The sequence below is a fragment of the Streptomyces sp. 147326 genome, from assembly GCF_045000215.1.
Classification (GTDB): domain Bacteria; phylum Actinomycetota; class Actinomycetes; order Streptomycetales; family Streptomycetaceae; genus Streptomyces.
On the sequence record NZ_CP134201.1, the window covers coordinates 3,777,332 to 3,799,192 of the forward strand.

Sequence of the window (21,861 nt, forward strand, 5' to 3'; positions counted from 1 at the left end):
CCGCCGTGTCGCCGCGCTCACCCGATCTGGTGGGGTTGATGACTCCATCTGACCAAATCACCGGCTCGGGGGCGTCAGCCCCCGGACGCAACTGCGCGTACGACCGTGGGATGACACGGGACGGGCCCTCCTGCCCGGACCCGTAGGGGTCGCCGGGGCGGAAGGGCCCGTTCCGATACTGCGGGTGCCCGAGGGGCTAGCCGGCGCGGTGCACCACGGCGTCGCAGAGCTCTTCGAGCGCCGACTTCGCGAAGCACTCGGGCAGCGGCGCGAGCGTGGCCCGCGCATCCTCCGCGTACCGGACGGTGTCGCGGCGGGCCTGCTCCAGGGCGGGGTGCGCCCGCAGCCGGGTCAGCACCTCGGCGTGACGGGCGTCGTCCGTCAGGTCGCCGTCCAGGAGGCGTACGAGTTCCAGGTCCTCGGGACGCCCGTCCCGCTCGGCCATCTCGCGCAGCCGCAGCACGGGCAGCGTCGGAATGCCCTCGCGCAGGTCGGTGCCCGGGGTCTTGCCGGACTCGTGCGCGTCGGAGGCGATGTCGAGGACGTCGTCGGCGAGCTGGAAGGCGGTGCCGAGCCGCTCGCCGTACTGGGTGAGGATGTCGACGACCGACTCGTCGGCGCCGGCCATGAGCGCGCCGAAACGGCCGGAGACGGCGATCAGCGAGCCGGTCTTGCCGGCGATGACGTCGAGGTAGTGGGCGACGGGGTCGCGGCCGTCGCGCGGACCGGCCGTCTCCAGGATCTGACCCGTCACCAGCCGTTCGAACGCCTCGGCCTGGATGCGTACGGCCTCGGGCCCGAGGTCGGCCAGTATGTGCGAGGCGCGGGCGAAGAGGAAGTCGCCCGTCAGTACGGCGACCGAGTTGCCCCAGCGGGCGTTGGCGCTCTCCACGCCGCGGCGCACGTCCGCCTCGTCCATGACGTCGTCGTGGTAGAGCGTCGCCAGGTGCGTGAGCTCGACCACCACGGCGGACGGAACGATTCCGGGTGCGTAGGGATCCCCGAAACGGGACGCGAGCATCACCAGCAGCGGCCGGAACCGCTTGCCTCCGGCCCGGACCAGGTGCTGTGCGGCCTCGGTGATGAAGGGGACTTCGCTCTTGGTGGCTTCCAGCAGACCCGCCTCGACGGCGGCCAGTCCGGCCTGGACATCGGTCTCAAGAGCCTGGTCCCGCACGCTCAGTCCGAACGGCCCGACGACGGTCACGAGGGGTACTCCTGTCTGCTGACGATCACGCTGACGATCACATGGATTGTCGATGTGTCGCTGCCATCACTCAAGCCAGCGTATCGGGTCTGTTTTCGATCACCGAGAGCGCCTTCCCGGCCACCACCCGAGCACTGTCCGATACACACCGGTATGTTCTGAAGGAGCCGAAACAATCGGAGCATACGTTTTGTCCAGAACTGCGACCGACAGGGACGAGCCCGCGGATCCGGCGGACGACCAGCCGCCGCCCCGCGACGACCACGCCTTCCTCGGCCACCCGCGGGGCCTCGCCACGCTCTCCGGCCTGGAGGTCTGGGAGCGCTTCTCCTTCCTCGGCATGCAGGCGATCCTCGTCCTCTACTTCGCGGACACGGTGGCCGGGGGCGGCCTGGGGATGAGCCCTGGCACCGCGGCCTCCGTCTCGGCGGCCTACGGGACCATGGTCTACCTCGTCTCCGTCGCCGGCGGATGGCTCGCCGACCGCATCCTCGGTTCGTACCGGGCCGTGCTCTGGGGCGGCATCCTGATCGCCTGCGGCCACTACGCGATGGCCGTGCCGACCGCCGCCATGACCTGGGCGGGACTCGGCCTGATCAGCGCGGGCACCGGCCTGCTCAAGCCCAACGTGGCCACCATGGTCGGCAAGCTCTACCGGACGGACGACGACCGGCGCGACGCCGGCTTCGCCCTCTACTACATGGCCATCAACATCGGCGCCTTCGCCGGACCGCTGATCACCGGCTGGCTCGGCGAGCACAAGGGCTGGCACTGGGGCTTCTCCGCCGCCGCCATCGACATGACCGCGGGCCTGGTCCAGTACGTGCTCGGCCGCCGCCACCTGGCCGGACGCAAGCACTCCGCCGAGTACGCGCTGGCACCCGCCGCGATGGCCCAGGTGGTCAAGGTCTACGGCCAGGTGTCGAACCCTGTGTACTTCGGCCTCAACGGCGCCGTCGCGGTGGCGGCGGGCCTGGCCGTGTTCGCGCTGGCTCCGTGGCTGCGGCGCACGATGCACCCCGTCCACTGAGGTCCATTGAGGTGGTTCACACATGATCATCCGTACCGCGTTCCCGTACGAGACCACCCACGAGGATGTCCGGATCCCGATGGCCGACGGCGTGGAGCTGTACGCGCGCATCTGGCGCCCGGTGACGGACGAGCCGGTTCCGGCGCTGCTGGAGTACCTCCCGTACCGGCTCACCGACTGGACCGCGCCGCGCGACTGGCAGCGCCATCCCTGGTACGCGGGCCACGGCTACGCCTCGGTACGGGTGGACGTGCGCGGCCACGGCTGCAGCGGAGGCCGCCCCGGCGACGAGTACGACGCCCGCGAGCTGGCCGACGGGGTCGCGGTGGTGGAGTGGCTGGCGGCGCAGCCGTGGTGCACGGGGTCGGTGGGGATGTTCGGGATCTCCTGGGGCGGCTTCAACTCCCTCCAGATCGCCGCCCTGGCCCCCGAGGCGCTGAAGGCGGTCGTCACCGTCTGCTCGACGGACGACCGGTACGACAACGACGTGCACTACATGGGCGGCTCGGTGCTGGCCGTGGACATGCACGCGTGGGCGGCGACCATGCTGGCCTTCGCCTCCCGGCCGCCGGACCCGCTGTTCACCGGCGACGGCTGGCGGCAGCAGTGGCTGGACCGGCTGGAGGCGGTCGAGCCGCTGATCCACACCTGGCTCTCGCACCAGACCCGCGACGCCTACTGGCGTCACGGCAGCGTCTGCGAGGACTACGCGGCGATCGGCGCCGCGGTGCTCGCGGTGGGCGGCTGGCACGACCCGTACCGGGACACCGTGCTGCGGCTGGTCGAGCACCTGCCGTCCGGGCGCGTACGGGGCCTGATCGGGCCCTGGTCGCACCAGTACCCGGACCGCGGGCTGCCGCCCGGACCGGCGATCGGCTTCCTCCAGGAGACCCTGCGCTGGTGGGACCACTGGCTGAGGGGCACGGACAACGGGGTGATGGACGAGCCGCTGCTGCGCGCCTGGATCAGCGACTCGCACCCGCCGGCGACGGTGTCCGAGGAGCTCCCGGGCCGCTGGGTCGGCGAGAGGGCCTGGCCCTCGCCGTCCGTGATCCCCGTCCCGTACGTGTTCCAGGGCGCGCCGGTGGCGGTCGCCTCCCCGCAGCACACCGGGATGGACGCCGGACGCTTCTTCCCCTTCGGCAACGACGCCGACCTGCCGCCGGACCAGCGGGAGGAGGACGCGAAGTCGGCCTGCTTCGAGTTCCCGGTGGGGGGCGGGGAGCCGGTGGAGATCCTGGGCCGGCCCTCGGTCACCCTGCGGCTGCGGCTCGACGTGCCGTACGGGCAGGTGGTGGCCCGGCTGTGCGACGTCGCCCCGGACGGCACGTCGACACTGGTCACGCGGGGCGCCCTGAACCTGTCGGCCCGCCAGGGCCGGGACCGGGCCGTGCCGTGGCCGGTGGGCTCGTACGAGGACGTCACCTTCGAGCTGAACGGCATCGGCCACGCCTTCCCGCCCGGGCACCGGATCCGGCTCGCCGTGTCCTCCGCGTACTGGCCGTGGATCTGGCCGCGGGCCGGGTCCGAGGCCGGCTGGACCCTGGACCCGGCGGGCAGCGCGCTGACCCTCCCGGTGCGGGCGGGCTCCGCGGCGGACGGCGGGATCGTCTTCGAGCCGCCGGAGCAGGCGCCGCCGCTGGGGGTCGCCTTCCCGGCGACGCTGGACGAGCCGCGCCGGGAGCGAGTGGTCGTGCGGGACGTCGCGCGCGGGACGTGGCGGCTGGAGGTGGACCCGCGGTACGGGGGCACGCGGGTGTACCCGGACGGCCTGGAGTGCAGCGAGGACGCGGAGGAGGTGTACGAGATCCAGGACGCCGACGCGCTGTCCGCGCGGGCCCGCTCGCAGTGGCGGATCCGGCTCCACCGGCCCGAACTGGGCTGGGACGCGCGGGTGGAGACCCGGTCGGAGATCTCGTGCGACGAGGGCGGCTTCGTGACGTCGAACGAGGTGGTGTGCCGGGAGGGGGGCGAGGTGGTCTTCCACCGCACGTGGGAACGCCGTCTGCCTCGTGCGGCGGGCTGAGCGGGTCCAACCGCCCTGGCGGGCGGCCCCGGGGCTCCGCCCCGGACCCCGCGCCTCAAACGCCGGCGAGGCTGAAAGACCCGAGGCGCGGGGGCGGAGCCCCCGGAACCGGCGGTCAGCCGTACAGGCGCTCCAGGACCACCGCGATGCCGTCGTCCTCGTTCGACAGGGTGATCTCGTCGGCCACCGCAACCAGTTCGTGGTGGGAATTGGCCATGGCCACCCCGTGCGCGGCCCACGCGAACATCGGGACGTCGTTCGGCATGTCCCCGAAGGCGATCGTCCCGGTCGGGGACGCCCCCAGGACTTCCGCCGCGCGCGCGAGCCCGCTCGCCTTGTCGATGCCCGGCGGCTGGAGTTCCACCGTGTGCTCCCCCGCCATCGTGACGTTCACGAGGTCCCCGACCACTGCTCGCGCCACCCGCGTCAGCTCGTCGTCGTCCAGTTCCGGGTGCTGGAGCAGCACCTTGTTGATCGGGGCGGACCACAGGTCCGACCGCCGCGGCACCGGCACCGTCGGCAGGTGCGGGTGCCACATCCGGTAGCCCGGCCCTATCAGCATCTCCGCGTCCACCCCCTCCTGGTTGACCGCCGCGTAGACCTCGCCGATCTCCGCCTCGATCTTGCCGAGGGCCACCTCGGCCAGTTCCCGGTCCATGGAGACGGAGTGCAGCAGGCGCCCGCACGCCGCGTCGTACACCTGCGCGCCCTGCCCGCACACCGCGAGCCCCGTGTAGCCGAGGCCGTCCAGGACGTGTCGGACCTGTGGGACCGGGCGGCCGGTGACGATGATGTGCCGGGCGCCGGCCGCGCGGGCCGTCGCGAGGGCCTTGTACGAGCGGGCCGAGACGGTGTCCCCGGCGCGCAGCAGAGTCCCGTCCAGGTCAGTGGCGATCAAGACATAGGGAAGGGCCGGAGGCGGGGCGGAAGTCACGGCGCCAAGGATACGGACCCCTTTGGACAAGTCCTACAAATAGAGCCCGAATCCGGCCTCCCACACGTCCCGTCAGCCACGTAACGTGTCAACCAGCTCCCGGGACACCCCCGGACCGCGTCGAAAGCGAGGCAGCACCCCATGCCCCAGCAGAGCCCCCTCGATCTCCCCGAGGGCGACCCGTTCGGGCCGCACAACCTCCCGTACGGCGTCTTCTCGACCTCCGCGGAGGACCGCCGCCGGATCGGCGTGCGGATCGGCGGGCACGTGCTCGACGCGGGGGCGGCCGCCGCCGCGCTCGGTTCCCCGTACGCCGGGCTGCTCGGGCAGTCCTCCCTCGACCCGCTGCTGGCCGCCGGGCGCACCGCCTGGCGCGACGTGCGCCGCGCGCTGACCGCCTGGGTGACCGACCCCGGCCACCGCGCCACGGTCGAGCCGCACCTGCTGCCGCTCGACGAGGTCACGCTGCACCTGCCGTACGAGGTCGCCGACTACGTCGACTTCTACGCGAGCGAGCACCACGCCACCAACGTCGGCCGGATCTTCCGCCCGGACGGCGACGCGCTGACGCCCAACTGGAAGCACCTGCCGATCGGTTACCACGGCCGCTCCGGCACGATCGTGGTCTCCGGGACCGACGTCGTACGGCCCTCGGGGCAGCGCAAGGCGCCCACCGACCCGGCGCCCGTCTTCGGCCCGTCCGTCAAGCTCGACATCGAGGCGGAGGTCGGCTTCGTCGTCGGCACGCCCTCCGAGCTGGGCCGCCCGGTGCCGCTGGCCGACTTCGAGGACCACGTCTTCGGGCTGTTCCTGCTGAACGACTGGTCCGCGCGCGACATCCAGGCCTGGGAGTACGTGCCGCTGGGCCCCTTCCTCGGCAAGTCCTTCGCCACCTCCGTCTCCGCCTGGGTCACCCCGCTGGAGGCCCTGGACGCGGCCCGCGTCACCCCGCCGGCCCGGGACTTCCCGCTCCTGCCGTACCTGGACGACGCCGAGCTCGACCGCCCCGGCGGCTTCGACCTGCACATCACCGTCTCCATCAACGGGCAGGAGGTGGCGCAGCCGCCGTTCGCGTCGATGTACTGGACCGCCGCCCAGCAGCTCGCGCACATGACCGTCAACGGCGCCTCCCTGCGCACCGGCGACGTGTACGGCTCCGGCACCGTCAGCGGCCCCGAGACCGGCCAGCGCGGCTCGCTGCTGGAGCTGACCTGGAACGGCCGGGACGCGATCGAGCTCGCCGACGGCAAGCGCACCTTCCTGGAGGACGGGGACACCGTCACCCTCACCGCCTGGGCGCCGGGCCCGGACGGTACGCGCGTCGGCCTCGGCGAGGTCACCGGCCGCATCGTGGGACAGCTCTAGTCCACCCGTCGGTCGGCGGGGTGGCGGATCTTTCCGCCACCCCGCCGAAACCGCAGCTCAGAGCCTTGTGAATGCGCCGTCAGGTGGCGCAACACTGCAGCAACACCACCGCCTCCGGGCCCCCGGTACGTTCCCTGCCATGCCAGTCGAACGCACCGCCACGCACACCGTCCCGGTCGCCGCCGCGCGCCGCCGGCGGCTGCGCGCGGACCAGGCGCGACAGCTCGCCGACCTGCTCCGCCACCAGATCCTGGCGGGCGGCTACCCCGACGGGGTCCTCCCCCTGGAGGGCGCCCTCGCCGCCGACTACGGCGCCGGCCGCAACACCGTCCGCCAGGCCCTCGACCTGCTGCGCGGTGAGCGGTTGGTGGAGCGCCGGCCGGGTGTCGGCACGGTCGTCGTCTGTGAGAAGTACCCGCACGGCCTGGACCGCCTGCAGGGCCTGGCCGAGACCCTGCACGAGCACGGCCGGGTGACCAACGAGGTCCGCACGGTCGGGCCCGTGCGCGCCCCCGCCCCCGTCGCCGGGCGCCTCGGCCTGCCCGAGCACGCCGACGTGCTCTACATCGAACGGCTGCGGCGCCTGAACGGACTGCCGCTCTCCCTCGACCTCACCTACGTGCCGATGGACATCGGAGCCGAGCTGCTGGGCTGCGACCTGGAGAACACGGACGTCTTCCGGCTCCTGGAACAGCTGACCGGGCAGCCGCTCGGCCACGCCGAGATCACCCTCGAGGCCGTCAACGCCGACGCGCACTCCGCCGCCGTCCTGCAGGCCCCGCGCGGGGCCGCCGTCCTGATGCTGGAACGGCTCACCCACCTGCGCGACGGCCGGCCCGTGGACCTGGAGTTCATCCGCTTCCGCGGCGACCGGATCACCATGAGCGGCCTGCTGCGCCGCTCCCTCTGAGCCTCCGCCCCACCCCCTTCCCTGGAGACAGCCATGCCTGTGGTCCCCCAGCGCGGCGACGTGCCCGTGACCATCGACGAGTCCCTGTGCATCGACGGCTGCACCCTCTGCGTCGACATGTGCCCGCTCGACTCGCTCGCGATCCGCGAGGACAACGGCAAGGCCTACATGCACGTGGACGAGTGCTGGTACTGCGGCCCGTGCGCCGCCCGCTGTCCCACCGGCGCGGTCACCGTCAACATGCCCTACCTGCTCCGGTGAAAGGCCCCACCTCCATGCGTACGAAGGCTCTCGCGCCCGCGCTCGTCCTGCTCCTCGCCCCGCTCGCCACGGCCTGCGGCGGCGACGCCTCCGGGGCGTCCGGCTCCGGGACGGTCACCGTGACCGTCGGCTACCAGTCCAAGACCATCAACACCGTCACCGCCGGCACCCTGCTGCGCTCCCTCGGCTACTTCGAGCAGGAGCTCGCCGCGCGCAGCAAGCAGGACGGCGTCACGTACAAGGTGGACTGGCAGGACTACGCCACCGGCGCCCCGATCACCGCCCAGATGACCGCCGGGAAGATCGACATCGGCTCGATGGGCGATTTCCCGCTCCTCATCAACGCGGCGCGGGGCAAGGAGCTGAAGCAGCCCACCCACCTCGTCTCCGTCACCGGCTACAACCTGCGCGGCGGCCTCAACACCGTGGTCACCGCGCCGGATTCGAAGCTGGAGTCCCTCGCCGACCTGCGCGGCAAGAAGGTGTCGACGAGCGTGGGCTCCGCCGCCGACGGAACCCTCGTACGGGCCCTGCAGCGCGCCGGGATCGACCCGGAGAGCGGCATCCAGAAGCTCAACCAGCAGCCCAGCGTGGGGGCTTCGGCCCTCCAGGCGGGCAGCGCGGACGCCCTGTCGCAGTTCGTGGCGTGGCCGGGGCAGCTCGCGTACGAGGGGCGGGCGAAGGCCCTCTACGACGGCGCCGAGCTGAACCTGCCGACCTTCCACGGGGTCACCGTGCGCGAGAAGTTCGCAAAGGAACGGCCGGGCGTCCTGGACGACTTCCTGCGGGCGCAGCGCAAGGCCACCGACCACCTGCGCGCGGAGCCGGTGGCGGCCGCCGAGTCGGTGGCCGAGGAGACCGGCCTGCCGGCGGAGGTGGTGTACCTCTATAACGGCGCGAACGGCATCGCCACCTTCGACCCGGCGCTGCGCCCGGAGCTGATCGACGCGCTGAAGCAGGACGTGCCGGTGCTGCAGGCCGGCAAGCTGGTCGGCGACGTGGACGTGGACGCCTTCGTGGACCCCGAGCCGCTGAAGCGGGCGGCGGGCGGCACGCCGGAGTACCCGAAGGCGTCGGCCCCCAAGTCCGAGCTGTGGGTGAAGGGCCAGACCCGTACGCAGTCCTTCGACTCCCCGCGCGAGCTGCTGAAGGCCGCGCGCGGCGCGGACGTCCGGGCGGCGTACGTGCCGGACGCGGTGACCGGCACGCTGTGGTTCGCGGACAAGGCGGTGTGGGTGGCCGAGGGGCCGGAGCTGCGGGCCTTCGTCACGCCGGCGGGCGCGAAGTCGTACGTCGACCAGCACCAGGGGTCCGGGGCGCGGATCCTGAGCTTCGCCGAGGCCGGGGCCCTGGCGTCATGACGGGCGGCCGCTGGCTGCTGCGGGCGGCCTCGCTCGGGGCGGCGCTCCTGCTGTGGCAGGGGCTGACCTCGCTCGACGTGAACCTGTGGCTGCGTTTCGAGCAGTTCCCGACGGTGGGCGAGATCGCCTCGACGTTCGCGGAGCGGGCCGGGACCGCGCCCTACTGGCAGGACCTGGCCTCCAGCCTGCGCCGCATCGTGACGGGCTTCGCGCTCGCCGCCGTCCTGGGCGTGGTGGTGGGCACGGCGGTCGCCCGGTCCCGGATCGCTGCCGACGTGGTGGGCCCGCTGCTGGAGGTCCTGCGTCCGGTCCCGGCCATCGCGCTGGTGCCGGTGGCGATCCTGATGTTCCCGTCCAACGAGCAGGGGATCGTCTTCATCACCTGCGCGGCCGCCTTCTTCCCGGTGCTGGTCTCGACGCGGCACGCGGTGCGGGCGCTGGCCCCGGTGTGGGAGGAGGCGGTCCTGACGATGGGCGGCGGGCGGGCGCGGGTGCTGTTCTCCGTGGTCCTGCCGGGGGCCCTGCCGGGCATCTTCGGGGGCCTGTCGGTCGGCATCGGGGTGTCGTGGATCTGCGTGATCTCGGCCGAGATGATCTCCGGCGAGTACGGGGTCGGCTACCGCACCTGGCAGGACTACACGGTGGTCGACTACCCCGGCGTCTTCGTCGGCATGGTCACCATCGGCGCACTGGGCTGGCTGACGTCCACGGCCGTGGAGCACACGGGCCGCCGCCTGACGTCCTGGCTCCCCCGTTCCGCCGTCTCCTCGTCCCCCGCCCCCGCCCCCGCCCCCGCCCCCGGAAACGGTGAAAGGGCGGCCAGGCGAACAGCCCCGCAGGGCACGACCACCGGAGGGACGCAGAAGTGACCACCCTGACCACCGAGAAGCCCGGCGCCACCCAAAAACCCGGCGCCACCCTCGCCCTGCGCGGGGTGCGGCTCGGCCACCGCGGGCACGTGGTGCTCGACGGGGTCGACCTGACGGTCGAAGCCGGGGAGGTGCTGGCCGTGGTGGGCCCGTCCGGATGCGGGAAGTCCACGCTGCTGCGCACCCTGGCCGGCCTGCTGCCCCCGTTGGGCGGCACGGTCGAGCAGGACGGGCGGCCGCTGACCGGTCCGGACGCCGACCGCGCCCTGGTCTTCCAGGACGACGCCCTGCTCCCCTGGCGCACGGTCCGCGCCAACGTCGAACTCCCCCTCGCCATCAGGCGCTCCCGCGCCGACGGGCCCGGTCGGCTGTCACGGCCGGAGCGGCGGCGGGTTGCCGAGGAGTGGCTGGAGCGCGTGGGTCTCGGCGGCCACGCCCACCGGCTCCCGCACCAGCTCTCCGGCGGCCAGCGCCAGCGCGTGCAGCTGGCCCGCGCCCTCGCCGCGCGCCCGCGCGCCGTCCTGATGGACGAGCCGTTCGGCGCGCTCGACGCGCAGACCCGGGCCGAGATGCAGGACCTCCTCGTGGACGTCCTGGCCGGCACCGGCGCGACCGTCGTCTTCGTCACCCACGACGTGGACGAGGCCCTCTTCGTCGGGGACCGCGTCGCCCTGCTCGGCGCCGGTGAGGTGGTCTCCGTACCGCACCCCCGCGACCGCGGCCGCGCGGCGACGCACGCCGCCCTGCGGCAGCAGATCATCGACTCTCTCTGAAAGGCAGCACCGTGGACATCCCCGCGATCGGCGACGCCGAGGAACTCTCCTGCGACGTCCTCGTCATCGGCGGCGGCACCGCCGGCACGATGGCGGCGCTGACCGCCGCCGAGCACGGGGCCCGCGTCCTGCTGCTGGAGAAGGCCCACGTACGCCACTCCGGCGCCCTCGCCATGGGCATGGACGGGGTCAACAACGCCGTCGTCCCCGGCCGCGCCGAGCCCGACGACTACGTCGCCGAGATCACCCGCGCCAACGACGGAATCGTCGACCAGTCCACGGTCCGCCAGACCGCCACCCGCGGGTTCGCGATGGTGCAGCGCTTGGAGTCGTACGGGGTGAAGTTCGAGAAGGACGAGCACGGCGAGTACGCGGTGCGCCAGGTCCACCGCTCGGGCTCGTACGTGCTGCCCATGCCCGAGGGCAAGGACGTCAAGAAGGTCCTCTACCGGCAGCTGCGGCGCCGCGAGATGCGGGAGCGGATCCGGATCGAGAACCGGGTGATGCCGGTGCGGGTCCTCACCTCGCCCGAGGACGGCCGGGCGATCGGCGCGGTCGGCTTCAACACACGGACGGGTGCCTTCGTGACGGTGCGCGCGGGGGCGGTGATCCTGGCGACCGGCCCGTGCGGACGCCTCGGCCTGCCGGCCTCCGGATACCTCTACGGCACCTACGAGAACCCGACCAACGCGGGCGACGGCTACGCCATGGCCTACCACGCGGGCGCCGCGCTGACGGGGATCGAGTGCTTCCAGATCAACCCGCTGATCAAGGACTACAACGGTCCGGCGTGCGCGTACGTCGCGAACCCCTTCGGCGGCTACCAGGTCAACCGGCACGGCGAGCGGTTCGTGGACTCCGACTACTGGTCGGGCCAGATGATGGCGGAGTTCGCGGCCGAACTCGCCTCGGACCGCGGCCCGGTGTACCTGAAGCTCAGCCACCTCCCGGAGGAGTCGGTGGCCTCGCTGGAATCGATCCTGCACACCACCGAGCGGCCGACGCGCGGCACCTTCCACGCGGGCCGCGGCCACGACTACCGCACGCACGACATCGAGATGCACATCTCGGAGATCGGGCTGTGCGGGGGCCACTCGGCGTCGGGCGTCCGCGTCGACGACCACGCCCGCACCACCGTGCCCCGGCTGTACGCGGCCGGGGACCTGGCCTCCGTACCGCACAACTACATGATCGGGGCGTTCGTCTTCGGTGACCTGGCGGGCTCGGACGCGGCCGGGTACGCGGCGTACGAGGGCGAGTTGCCGGCCCCACAGGTGGCGGCGGCCCACGAGCTGATCTACCGGCCGCTGCGCAACCCGCAGGGCCCGCCGCAGCCCCAGGTGGAGTACAAGCTGCGGCGGTTCGTGAACGACTACGTGGCCCCGCCGAAGACGGGCGCGAAGCTCTCGCTCGCCGTGGCCGCCTTCGACCGGATGACCGGCGAGATCGCGGAGATGGGCGCGACCACCGCGCACGAGCTGATGCGGTGCGCGGAGGTGTCCTTCATCCGCGACTGCGCGGAGATGGCGGCCCGTTCCTCGCTGGCCCGTACGGAGTCCCGCTGGGGCCTCTACCACGAGCGGCTCGACCACCCGGAGCGCGACGACACCGGCTGGCTCCACCACCTGGACCTGCGCAAGTCGGCCTCGGGGGCGATGGAGTTCACGGCCCGGCCGGTGGAGCCGTACCTGGTGCCGGTCGACGGGTTCGCCCCGGCCGGCGGCCCCTCGCGGGACCTGGGGGAGGTCGACCTGGTCCCGGTGGCCACGGCGGGACCCCGTGAGGCGGCTCCGGCGGCCCGCGCGCAGGCCTCCCCGGTCCCGGACGCGGCACCCGCGCCCTCGCGCGGCTCCGCGTCCTCGCCCCGGATCCTGGAACTGCTCGCCCTGGCCGAGGAGTCGCCCGACCTGGCCGCGCTCACGCCCTACCTGGCCGACCCCGATCCGGCGGTACGGGCCGCCGCCGTGGCCGCGCTCGGCGAGACCGTGCCGGCCGGCGCCGGGCCCGCGCTGGCCGCACGCCTGGCCGACGCCGCTCCCGCCGTACGGGCGACCGCCGCGGCCGCGCTGCGCGAGCTCGTGGAGGTGCTGCCGGGCGGGCCGGAGCTGGCGGCCGGGCTGCGCGCCGCGCTGGCCGTGCCCGACGCGGTGGTGCGCTCGGCCGCGCTCGAAGCCCTGCGGGCGCTGCGGCTGGGCGATGCGGAGCTGTACGCCGCCTCGCTGGCCGATGCCGACACGGAGGTGCGCATCCACGCGGTGCGGGCGCTGGTCTCGGTGGACGCGGTCCCTGCGCTGGCCACGGCCGCGGCGGATCCGGCCCGCGAGGTCCGGGTGGCGGTGGCCAAGGGGCTGGCCGCGGTGCGCGATCCGGCGCCGGCTCCGCTGGACCCGCTGCTCGCGGACGCCGACCCGCTGGTGCGGGGTGCGGCGCTGGGCGCGCTGGCCTCGGTCGGCTGCCCTGCCGGGTACGCCCGGACCGCGGTGGCGGCCCTGGGCGACGCGGCCTGGCAGGTCCGGGCCGGGGCGGCGGCCGGGCTGTCGGCGGCCGCCCCGGAAACGGCGGTGCCGGCTCTGACCAAGGCCTTGGCCGATGCCAATGCGGACGTCCGCAAGGCGGTGGTGCTGTCCCTGCTGGCCCACCGGGACACCGCGGAGGCCCGGACCGCGCTCGCCACGGCGGTCACGGACCCGGACGCGGACGTCCGCGCGTACGCGGCCCGCGCCTGAGGGGCGGCGGGGCCCCGTTCGGAGGCGCGCCGCGTGCGGCGGGCGGGACGGGCCGGGATGGTGGACGGACGAATGGAAGCGGGAACCCGTACCCCGTACCCCCACCGCGAGGAGCCCCCCGCCATGTACGTACGCAGTCTGCAGACCGTCCTCGCCTGTGCGGCCGCCGTGTCGCTCGGCCTGGCCGCGGTGGCTCCGGCCCAGGCGGTCGAGGGGCCCGCCCCCGACCCGCGCAACGCCAAGGCCATGCGGGACATGGCGACCGCGATCGCGGCGACGGCCAGGTACGCGGACGAGCGGGAGGCCCTCAAGGACGGGTACGTCCCCCACGGCGAGGAGTGCATGACCAACCCGTTCGGGGTGGGCGCCATGAACTACCACTACGTCAAGCAGGCCAACTGGGGTTCGAAGGACCCCGCCAGGCCGACCGCGCTCCTCTACAGCAGGGAGAAGGACCGCAACGGCCGCCGCAGGCTCGAGACCGTGGAGTGGATGTCCACCGACCGCGACCAGGACCTGAAGACCGCCGACGACCGTCCGAGCATGTTCGGGCTGCCCTTCGACGGGCCGATGCCGGGCCACTGGGCGGGCATGCCCAAGCACTACGACCTGCACATGTGGGCGTACAAAAAGAACCCGGCGGGCCGCTTCCACAACTGGAACCCGGCCCTGACCTGCCCGAAGAAGGCCCCCACCCCGGGCAAGCCCGCCGCCCACACGCACGGCCACTAGCCGCACCCGCCGATACGGTCAAGTGCCATGGGCATATGACTTACCCATAAGAGCGGCTTCTCCGGGAATCCCGGGGGATACGCTGGTCGGACTCGCGAGACTCCGTGGCATGGGAGCACTACCGATGAGCGTCGATCCCGAGACCCCCGAGCAGGAGCCCGCCCCGCGCTGGCCCGTCCCGCCCGCGGGCGGGTGGACGGCCGACGACCTTGACCGGCTTCCCAACCTGCCTCCGCACACGGAGCTGATCGACGGGAGCCTGATCTTCGTGAGTCCGCAAACCCGTTTCCACATGCGAGCCCTGCGATTCTTCGAATGGCAACTCGAATCACTGGTTCCGGACGGACTCGAAGTGATGAGAGAGTTCACCATCGACATCGACCGACTGAACCGGCCCGAGCCGGACGTCCTCGTCGTCGATGAGGAACTGGCCCGGGGCCCCGAGCAACAGACACGGATCCCCGCCGCGTCCGTCCGGCTGGCCATCGAGGTCGTCTCTCCTGAATCGATCGGCCGGGACCGCGAGACCAAGCCGGCCAAGTACGCCCGGGCAGGGATCCCCCACTACTGGCGGGTCGAGAACAAGAACGACCGTGCAGTCGTCTATGTGTTCGAACTCGAACCGGCCACGCGTGTCTACGTCGCAACCGGCATCTTCCACGACCGGCTGAAGGTCGTGGTCCCCTTCCCCATCGACCTGGACCTCACCACCATCAAGCCGAAGGGGCTACCGGAGTAGACCCGCACACGACTAAGGGCCCGGCTCCCCGAGGGGGCCGGGCCCTGTGCCGTACGGCGAACCGGTCAGCGGACGAAGGTGCTCGCCTGCCCCGCCAGGTCCAGGAAGTACTGCGGGGCCACGCCCAGGACCACGGTGACCGCGACGCCCACCGCGATGGTGGTCATCGTCAGCGGCGAGGGCACCGCCACCGTCGGGCCGTCGGCCTTCGGCTCGCTGAAGAACATCAGGACGATCACCCGGATGTAGAAGAACGCGGCGATCGCGGACGAGATGACGCCGACCACGACCAGCGCTCCCGCGCCGCCCTCGGCCGCCGCCGTGAACACGGCGAACTTGCCCGTGAAGCCCGACGTCAGCGGGATGCCGGCGAAGGCCAGCAGGAACACCGCGAAGACGGCCGCCGTCAGTGGCGAACGTCGGCCCAGCCCCGCCCACTTGGACAGGTGCGTCGCCTCGCCGCCCGCGTCGCGCACCAGCGTGACCACGGCGAAGGCGCCGATCGTCACGAAGGAGTACGCGCCCAGGTAGAAGAGGACCGCCTGGACGCCCTCCGCCGAGGTCGCGATCACGCCGGCCAGGATGAAGCCCGCGTGCGCGATCGAGGAGTACGCCAGCAGCCGCTTGACGTCCGTCTGCGTCACGGCGACCACCGCGCCCGCCAGCATCGTGACGATGGCCACCCCCCACATCACCGGCCGCCAGTCCCACCGCAGGCCCGGGAGGACCACGTAGAGCAGGCGCAGCAGCGCGCCGAAGGCGGCCACCTTCGTCGCCGCCGCCATGAAGCCGGTGACCGGGGTCGGGGCGCCCTGGTAAACGTCCGGGGTCCACATGTGGAAGGGGACCGCGCCGACCTTGAAGAGCAGGCCCATCAGGATCAGCGCGCCGCCGGTCAGCAGCAGCGCGTCGTTGCCCATGGTGGAGGCCAGCGCCGGGTCGATCTTCGTGACCGTGCCGTCGACCACGTCGGCGATCACCGCGTACGAGACCGAGCCCGCGTAGCCGTAGAGCAGCGCGATGCCGAAGAGGAGGAAGGCGGAGGAGAAGGCGCCCAGCAGGAAGTACTTCACCGCGGCCTCCTGCGACATCAGCCGCTGGCGGCGGGCGACGGCGCAGAGCAGGTACAGCGGGAGGGAGAAGACCTCCAGCGCGATGAAGAGCGTCAGCAGGTCGTTGGCCGCCGGGAAGATCAGCATTCCGGCGATCGCGAACAGGGCCAGCGGGAAGACCTCGGTGGTGGTGAAGCCCGCCTTGACGGCGGCCTTCTCGCTCTCGCTGCCCGGTACGGACGCCGCCTGGGCGGCGAAGGAGTCCACCCGGTTGCCGTGCGCGGCCGGGTCGAGGCGCCGCTCGGCGAAGGTGAAGATCGCGACGACCGAGGCCAGCAGGATGGTGCCCTGCAGGAACAGCGCCGGGCCGTCCACGGCGATGGCGCCCATCGCGGCGATGTGCGCCTTCGTCGAGCCGTACCCGCCGGCCGCGAGGCCGACGACCGCCGCGAAGGCCGAGGCCAGCGCCGCGACGGCGAGGAACACCTGCACGTAGTACCGGGACTTGCGGGGCACGAAGGCCTCCACGAGGATCCCGAGGACCGCCGCGCCCACCACGATCAGCGTGGGCGCGAGCTGTGCGTACTCGATGGTCGGTGCCGGGATCCGGTCGACCGGCGCCTCGGCCGCAAGCGTCCACAGGCTGTGGGCGGAAGTCACTGTGCTCACTTCGCCGCCTCCCCGTTCTTGGCTTCGACGGCCACTTCGGGCTTCGGGTCCGTCTGCTTCACGTCCGACATGGTGTGCTCCACCGCCGGGTTGACGATGTCGGTGAGCACCTTCGGGTAGACGCCCAGCCCGATCAGCAGCGCGATCAGCGGGGCGACCACCAGCAGCTCCCGCAGGCGCAGGTCCGGCATCGTGCGGACCTCCTCCTTCACGGGGCCGGTCATCGTGCGCTGGTAGAGCACCAGCGTGTAGAGCGCGGCGAGCACGATGCCGATGGTGGCGATGATGCCGACGACCGGGTACCGGGCGAACGTGCCGACCAGGACCAGGAATTCACTGACGAAGGGCGCGAGGCCCGGCAGCGAGAGGGTGGCCAGGCCGCCGATCAGGAAGGTTCCGGCGAGGACCGGGGCCACCTTCTGGACGCCGCCGTAGTCGGCGATGAGCCGCGAGCCGCGGCGCGAGATCAGGAAGCCGGCCACCAGCATCAGCGCCGCCGTCGACAGGCCGTGGTTGACCATGTAGAGGGTGGCGCCGGACTGGCCCTGGGAGGTCATCGCGAAGATGCCCAGGATGATGAAGCCGAAGTGCGAGATCGAGGCGTAGGCGACCAGCCGCTTGATGTCCCGCTGGCCGACCGCGACCAGCGCGCCGTAGACGATGCTGATCAGGGCCAGGACCAGGATCACCGGTGTGGCCCACTTGCTGGCGTCCGGGAAGAGCCCGAGGCAGAAGCGGAGCATCGCGAAGGTGCCGACCTTGTCGACGACCGCGGTGATCAGGACGGCGACCGGGGCGGTGGACTCGCCCATCGCGTTCGGCAGCCAGGTGTGCAGCGGCCACAGCGGGGCCTTCACCGCGAAGGCGAAGAAGAAGCCGAGGAAGAGGAGCCGCTCGGTGTTGGTCGCCATGTCGAGCGTGCCCGCGGCGCGGGCGGCGGTGATCTCCTGGAGCGAGAAGTTCCCGGCGACCACGTACAGCCCGATGACGGCGGCCAGCATGATCAGGCCGCCGACCAGGTTGTAGAGGAGGAACTTGACCGCCGCGTACGAGCGCTGCGCGGCCGCATTCTCGTCGGAACCGGAGTGCGCCCGGTCCCCGAAGCCGCCGATGAGGAAGTACATCGGGATGAGCATGGCTTCGAAGAAGATGTAGAAGAGGAAGATGTCGGTGGCCTCGAAGGAGATGATCACCATCGCCTCGACCAGCAGGATCAGGGCGAAGAAGCCCTGGGTCGGCCGCCACCGGGAGCTCTTGGTCTCCAGCGGGTCGGCGTCGTGCCAGCCGGCCGCGATCACGAAGGGGATCAGCAGCGCGGTGAGCCCGATGAGCACCACCCCGATCCCGTCCACGCCCAGCTCGTACCGGACGCCGAAGTCGGCGATCCACGGGCGGGATTCGGTGAGCTGGTAGCGGTCTCCACCGGGGTCGAAGCGGACCGCGACGAGCACGGCCAGGACCAGGGTCGCCAGCGAGAAGAGCAGCGCGAGCCACTTGGCGGCGGTCCTGCGGGCGGCCGGGACGGCCGCCGTCAGGATCGCGCCGACCGCGGGGACCGCGGCCGTCACCGTCAGAAGCGGGAAACTCATTTCACACCGCCCTCATCAGCAGGGTCGCGGCGATCAGGACCACCGTTCCCCCGAACATCGAGACCGCGTAGCTGCGGGCGTAGCCGTTCTGCAGCTTGCGCAGGCGGCCCGAGAGCCCGCCGACCGAGGCGGCCGTCCCGTTGACCACCCCGTCGACGAGGCTGTGGTCGACGTACACGAGCGAGCGGGTCAGGTGCTCCCCGCCGCGCACCAGCACGACGTGGTTGAAGTCGTCCTGGTACAGGTCCCGCCGGGCCGCCCGGGTGAGGAGCGAGCCGCGCGGGGCGAGGACCGGGACGGGCCTGCGGCCGTACATCCCCCAGGCGATGGCGACGCCGACGACCAGGACGACCACGGTGGCCGCGGTCACCGTCGTGGCGCTGACCGGCGGGTGGCCGTGCGCGTAACCGGTGACGGGCTCCAGCCAGTTCAGGAACCGGTCGCCGATCTCGAAGAAGCCGCCGGCGAAGACCGAGCCGAACGCCAGGATGACCATCGGGATCGTCATCGACTTCGGCGACTCGTGCGGGTGCGGCGGATGTCCTTCGGCGTCGGGCTGCCAGCGCTTCTCGCCGAAGAAGGTGAGGAGCATGACGCGGGTCATGTAGAAGGCGGTGATGCCCGCGCCCAGCAGGGTGACTCCGCCGAGGATCCAGCCCTCGGTGCCGCCCTTCGCGAAGGCCGCCTCGATGATCATGTCCTTGGAGAAGAAGCCCGACAGGCCCGGGAAGCCGATGATGGCCAGGTACCCGAGTCCGAAGGTCACGAAGGTGACCGGCATGTACTTCCGCAGGGCCCCGTACTTGCGCATGTCCACCTCGTCGTTCATCCCGTGCATCACGGAACCCGCGCCGAGGAAGAGCCCTGCCTTGAAGAAGCCGTGCGTCACCAGGTGCATGATCGCGAAGACGTAGCCGATCGGGCCGAGGCCCGCGGCGAGGATCATGTAGCCGATCTGCGACATCGTCGAGCCCGCCAGGGCCTTCTTGATGTCGTCCTTCGCGCAACCGACGATCGCACCGAAGAGCAGCGTGACCGCGCCCACGACGGTGACCACGAGCTGCGCGTCCGGCGCCCCGTTGAAGACGGCGGCCGAGCGGACGATCAGGTACACGCCGGCGGTCACCATGGTGGCGGCGTGGATCAGGGCCGAGACCGGGGTCGGGCCCTCCATCGCGTCACCGAGCCAGGACTGCAGCGGGACCTGCGCCGACTTGCCGCAGGCGGCCAGCAGCAGCATCAGGCCGATCGCCGTGAGCGTGCCCTCGGAAGTCTCCCCCACCGCGCCGAACACCGGCGCGAAGGCGAAGGTCCCGAAGGTGGTGAACATCAGCATGATCGCGATCGACAGGCCCATGTCGCCGACGCGGTTGACGAGGAAGGCCTTCTTCGCGGCGGTGGCCGCGCTGGGCTTGTGCTGCCAGAAGCCGATCAGGAGGTACGAGGCGAGGCCCACGCCCTCCCAGCCGAAGTACAGCAGCAGGTAGTTGTCGGCGAGGACCAGCAGCAGCATGGCCGCGACGAACAGGTTGAGGTAGCCGAAGAAGCGGCGGCGGCGCTCGTCGTGCTCCATGTACCCGATCGAGTACACGTGGATGAGCGTGCCCACCCCGGAGATCAGCAGGACGAAGGTCATCGACAGCTGGTCCAGCTGGAAGGCCATGTCCGCCTGGAAGCCCTCGACGGGGATCCAGGTGTAAAGGCGCTGGGACAGGGTCCGGTCATCGGCACTGCGCGACAGCATGTCGGCGAACAGCACGGCGCCGATCCCGAAGGAGACGGCCGCCAGCACGGTGCCGATCCAGTGACCGGTCTTGTCGAGGCGCCGGCCGCCGCACAGCAGCACCACCGCTCCGAGCAGGGGCGCCGCGATCAGCAGCGCAATCAGGTTCTCCACAGCGACCCCTTACAGCTTCATCAGGCTGGCGTCGTCGACCGAGGCCGAGTGGCGGGTACGGAACAGCGACACGATGATCGCCAGGCCGACCACGACCTCCGCAGCGGCGACGACCATCGTGAAGAACGCGATGATCTGGCCGTCGAGGTTGCCGTGCATCCGGGAGAAGGCGACGAAGGCGAGGTTGCAGGCGTTGAGCATCAGCTCGACGCACATGAACAGCACGATCGCGTTCTTGCGGATCAGCACGCCGGTCGCGCCGATGGTGAACAGCAGGGCCGCCAGGTACAGGTAGTTGACCGGATTCACTTGGACGCCTCCTCGCGGCCGAGGCGCTCCGCCGACGCCTGCTCCAGTGCCTTCAGGTCGTTCAGCGCCTCGCTCGACACGTCGCGGATCTGGCCGCGGCCGCGCAGCGTCTTGTTGACCGTCAGCTCGGACGGGGTGCCGTCCGGCAGGAGGCCGGCGACGTCCACCGCGTTGTGCCGGGCGTAGACGCCGGGCGCGGGCAGCGGCGGGAGCTGCACGCCCGCGCGGACGCGCTTCTCGGCGAGCTCGCGCTGGGTGGCGGCCCGTTCGGTGCGCTCGCGGTGGGTGAGCACCATCGCGCCGACGGCCGCGGTGATCAGCAGCGCGCCGGTGATCTCGAAGGCGAAGACGTACTTGGTGAAGATCAGCTGCGCCAGGCCCTCGACGTGTCCGCCGGAGTTGATCCTGCCGAGCCCGTTGAAGTGGGTGAGCTTGGCGTTGCCGATGCCGGCGATCAGCAGGATGCCGAAGCCGAGCCCGCACAGGGCGGCCAGCCAGCGCTGCCCCTTGATGGTCTCCTTCAGGGAGTCGGCGGCGGTGACGCCGACGAGCATGACCACGAAGAGGAAGAGCATCATGATCGCGCCGGTGTAGACGATGACCTGGACGACGCCCAGGAAGTACGCCCCGTTGGCGAGGTAGAAGACCGCCAGGATGATCATCGTCCCGGCCAGGCTGAGGGCGCTGTGCACGGCCTTCTTCATCAGGATCGTGGCCAGGGCGCCGATGACGGCGACCGTGCCGAGGATCCAGAACTGCACGGCCTCGCCGGTGGAGGTGAGGCTTGCCGCGATGGTGCTCACGCCTGCACCTCCTCGGCCCGCTGGGCGTCCACCGACTCGTCCTCGGGCTTCTCGCCCTTGGTGACCGCGACCTGCCGGACCGTGCCCGGGGCGGCCCCCGTCACCTGCCCGCGGTAGTAGTCGGTGTCCTCCGTGCCGGGGTACATCGCGTGCGGAGCCTCGACCATGCCCTCGGTGAGGCCGGCGAGCAGCTGCTCCTTGGTGTAGATGAGCGACTCACGGCTGGCATCGGCCAGTTCGAACTCGTTCGTCATGGTGAGCGCCCTCGTCGGGCACGCCTCGACGCACAGCCCGCACAGGATGCAGCGGGCGTAGTTGATCTGGTAGACGGCGCCGTACCGCTCGCCCGGGGAGTAGCGCTCCTCCTCGGTGTTGTCCGCGCCCTCCACGTAGATGGCGTCGGCGGGACAGGCCCAGGCGCACAGCTCGCACCCGATGCACTTCTCCAGACCGTCGGGGTGCCGGTTGAGCTGATGCCGTCCGTGGAAGCGCGGGGCGGTCGTCTTCTGCTGCTCCGGGTACTGCTCGGTGAGGCGCTTCTTGAACATGGCCTTGAAGGTCACGCCGAAGCCCGCCACCGGGTTCTGCCACTTGTCGTCGTCGGACATC

General features: G+C 71.8%; 18 protein-coding genes and 1 pseudogene. 11 read left to right on the top strand and 8 right to left on the bottom strand.

Features of this window, described 5'->3' with window-relative positions; translation table 11 throughout:
• Nucleotides 1-196: 196 nt before the first annotated feature.
• A complete protein-coding gene (locus tag RIU97_RS16780; protein WP_404957556.1) occupies nt 197-1,207 on the bottom strand; it encodes a polyprenyl synthetase family protein in 1,011 nt (336 codons plus the stop codon).
• Between the two features lie 190 nt (nt 1,208-1,397).
• Here RIU97_RS16780 and RIU97_RS16785 point away from each other — a divergent pair.
• Both RIU97_RS16785 and RIU97_RS16790 read left to right on the top strand, forming a co-directional pair.
• Nucleotides 1,398-2,210: pseudogene (locus tag RIU97_RS16785) on the top strand (peptide MFS transporter); the annotation flags it as partial.
• Between the two features lie 49 nt (nt 2,211-2,259).
• Nucleotides 2,260-4,263: a CocE/NonD family hydrolase gene (locus RIU97_RS16790; protein WP_404957558.1), complete on the top strand. Its 2,004-nt coding sequence runs from the start codon at nt 2,260-2,262 to the stop codon at nt 4,261-4,263.
• A gap of 115 nt (nt 4,264-4,378) precedes the next feature.
• Here RIU97_RS16790 and RIU97_RS16795 read toward each other — a convergent pair whose 3' ends face one another.
• Nucleotides 4,379-5,197 carry an HAD family hydrolase gene (locus RIU97_RS16795; protein WP_404957560.1) on the bottom strand — a complete coding sequence of 273 codons (819 nt, stop codon included), beginning with the start codon at nt 5,195-5,197 and terminating at the stop codon, nt 4,379-4,381.
• A gap of 141 nt (nt 5,198-5,338) precedes the next feature.
• Here RIU97_RS16795 and fahA point away from each other — a divergent pair, with 141 nt between their 5' ends.
• The 9 genes from fahA (at nt 5,339) to RIU97_RS16840 (ending at nt 14,933) form a co-directional block, all read left to right on the top strand.
• Nucleotides 5,339-6,562, top strand: coding sequence for a fumarylacetoacetase (gene fahA, locus RIU97_RS16800; protein ID WP_404957563.1), 1,224 nt, complete (start codon nt 5,339-5,341; stop codon nt 6,560-6,562).
• Nucleotides 6,563-6,701: 139 nt separating this feature from the next.
• Nucleotides 6,702-7,472: a GntR family transcriptional regulator gene (locus tag RIU97_RS16805; RefSeq protein WP_404957565.1), complete on the top strand. Its 771-nt coding sequence runs from the start codon at nt 6,702-6,704 to the stop codon at nt 7,470-7,472.
• Between the two features lie 33 nt (nt 7,473-7,505).
• Complete coding sequence (locus RIU97_RS16810) at nt 7,506-7,733, top strand: ferredoxin family protein (protein ID WP_030011381.1); 228 nt, start codon at nt 7,506-7,508, stop codon at nt 7,731-7,733.
• Between the two features lie 14 nt (nt 7,734-7,747).
• On the top strand, nt 7,748-9,094 hold the full coding sequence (locus tag RIU97_RS16815; protein WP_404957568.1) for an ABC transporter substrate-binding protein: 1,347 nt from the start codon (nt 7,748-7,750) through the stop codon (nt 9,092-9,094).
• Complete coding sequence (locus RIU97_RS16820; protein ID WP_404957570.1) at nt 9,091-9,963, top strand: ABC transporter permease; 873 nt, start codon at nt 9,091-9,093, stop codon at nt 9,961-9,963. Before RIU97_RS16815 ends, RIU97_RS16820 begins: the two co-directional genes overlap by 4 nt.
• A 5-nt stretch (nt 9,964-9,968) precedes the next feature.
• A complete protein-coding gene (locus RIU97_RS16825; protein WP_404962860.1) occupies nt 9,969-10,736 on the top strand; it encodes an ABC transporter ATP-binding protein in 768 nt (255 codons plus the stop codon).
• An 11-nt stretch (nt 10,737-10,747) separates the two neighbouring features.
• Nucleotides 10,748-13,462, top strand: a complete 2,715-nt coding sequence (locus tag RIU97_RS16830) for a fumarate reductase/succinate dehydrogenase flavoprotein subunit (protein ID WP_404957572.1) — start codon at nt 10,748-10,750, stop codon at nt 13,460-13,462.
• A gap of 123 nt (nt 13,463-13,585) precedes the next feature.
• Nucleotides 13,586-14,194: a hypothetical protein gene (locus RIU97_RS16835; RefSeq protein WP_404957574.1), complete on the top strand. Its 609-nt coding sequence runs from the start codon at nt 13,586-13,588 to the stop codon at nt 14,192-14,194.
• Between the two features lie 124 nt (nt 14,195-14,318).
• On the top strand, nt 14,319-14,933 hold the full coding sequence (locus RIU97_RS16840) for a Uma2 family endonuclease (protein ID WP_404957576.1): 615 nt from the start codon (nt 14,319-14,321) through the stop codon (nt 14,931-14,933).
• Nucleotides 14,934-14,998: 65 nt separating this feature from the next.
• On the opposite strand, the gene nuoN is transcribed toward RIU97_RS16840, so the two are convergent.
• From nuoN to nuoI, 6 genes are read right to left on the bottom strand one after another with little or no spacing between them, the layout of a single operon-like run.
• The gene (gene nuoN, locus RIU97_RS16845) at nt 14,999-16,645 is read right to left on the bottom strand and encodes an NADH-quinone oxidoreductase subunit NuoN (RefSeq protein ID WP_404962861.1); all 1,647 of its coding nucleotides are present in this window, start codon (nt 16,643-16,645) and stop codon (nt 14,999-15,001) included.
• A 5-nt stretch (nt 16,646-16,650) separates the two neighbouring features.
• On the bottom strand, nt 16,651-18,243 hold the full coding sequence (locus RIU97_RS16850) for an NADH-quinone oxidoreductase subunit M (RefSeq protein ID WP_404957578.1): 1,593 nt from the start codon (nt 18,241-18,243) through the stop codon (nt 16,651-16,653).
• A 1-nt stretch (nt 18,244) separates the two neighbouring features.
• Nucleotides 18,245-20,140, bottom strand: coding sequence for an NADH-quinone oxidoreductase subunit L (gene nuoL, locus RIU97_RS16855; protein WP_404957581.1), 1,896 nt, complete (start codon nt 20,138-20,140; stop codon nt 18,245-18,247).
• A gap of 9 nt (nt 20,141-20,149) precedes the next feature.
• Nucleotides 20,150-20,449: an NADH-quinone oxidoreductase subunit NuoK gene (gene nuoK / locus RIU97_RS16860; protein WP_030653455.1), complete on the bottom strand. Its 300-nt coding sequence runs from the start codon at nt 20,447-20,449 to the stop codon at nt 20,150-20,152.
• A complete protein-coding gene (locus RIU97_RS16865; RefSeq protein ID WP_404957583.1) occupies nt 20,446-21,252 on the bottom strand; it encodes an NADH-quinone oxidoreductase subunit J in 807 nt (268 codons plus the stop codon). The genes nuoK and RIU97_RS16865 overlap by 4 nt, the downstream gene beginning before the upstream one ends.
• Entirely contained in the window at nt 21,249-21,860 is a 612-nt protein-coding gene (nuoI, locus tag RIU97_RS16870; RefSeq protein ID WP_404957585.1) for an NADH-quinone oxidoreductase subunit NuoI, read from the bottom strand. The genes RIU97_RS16865 and nuoI overlap by 4 nt, the downstream gene beginning before the upstream one ends.
• Nucleotide 21,861 lies beyond the last annotated feature (1 nt).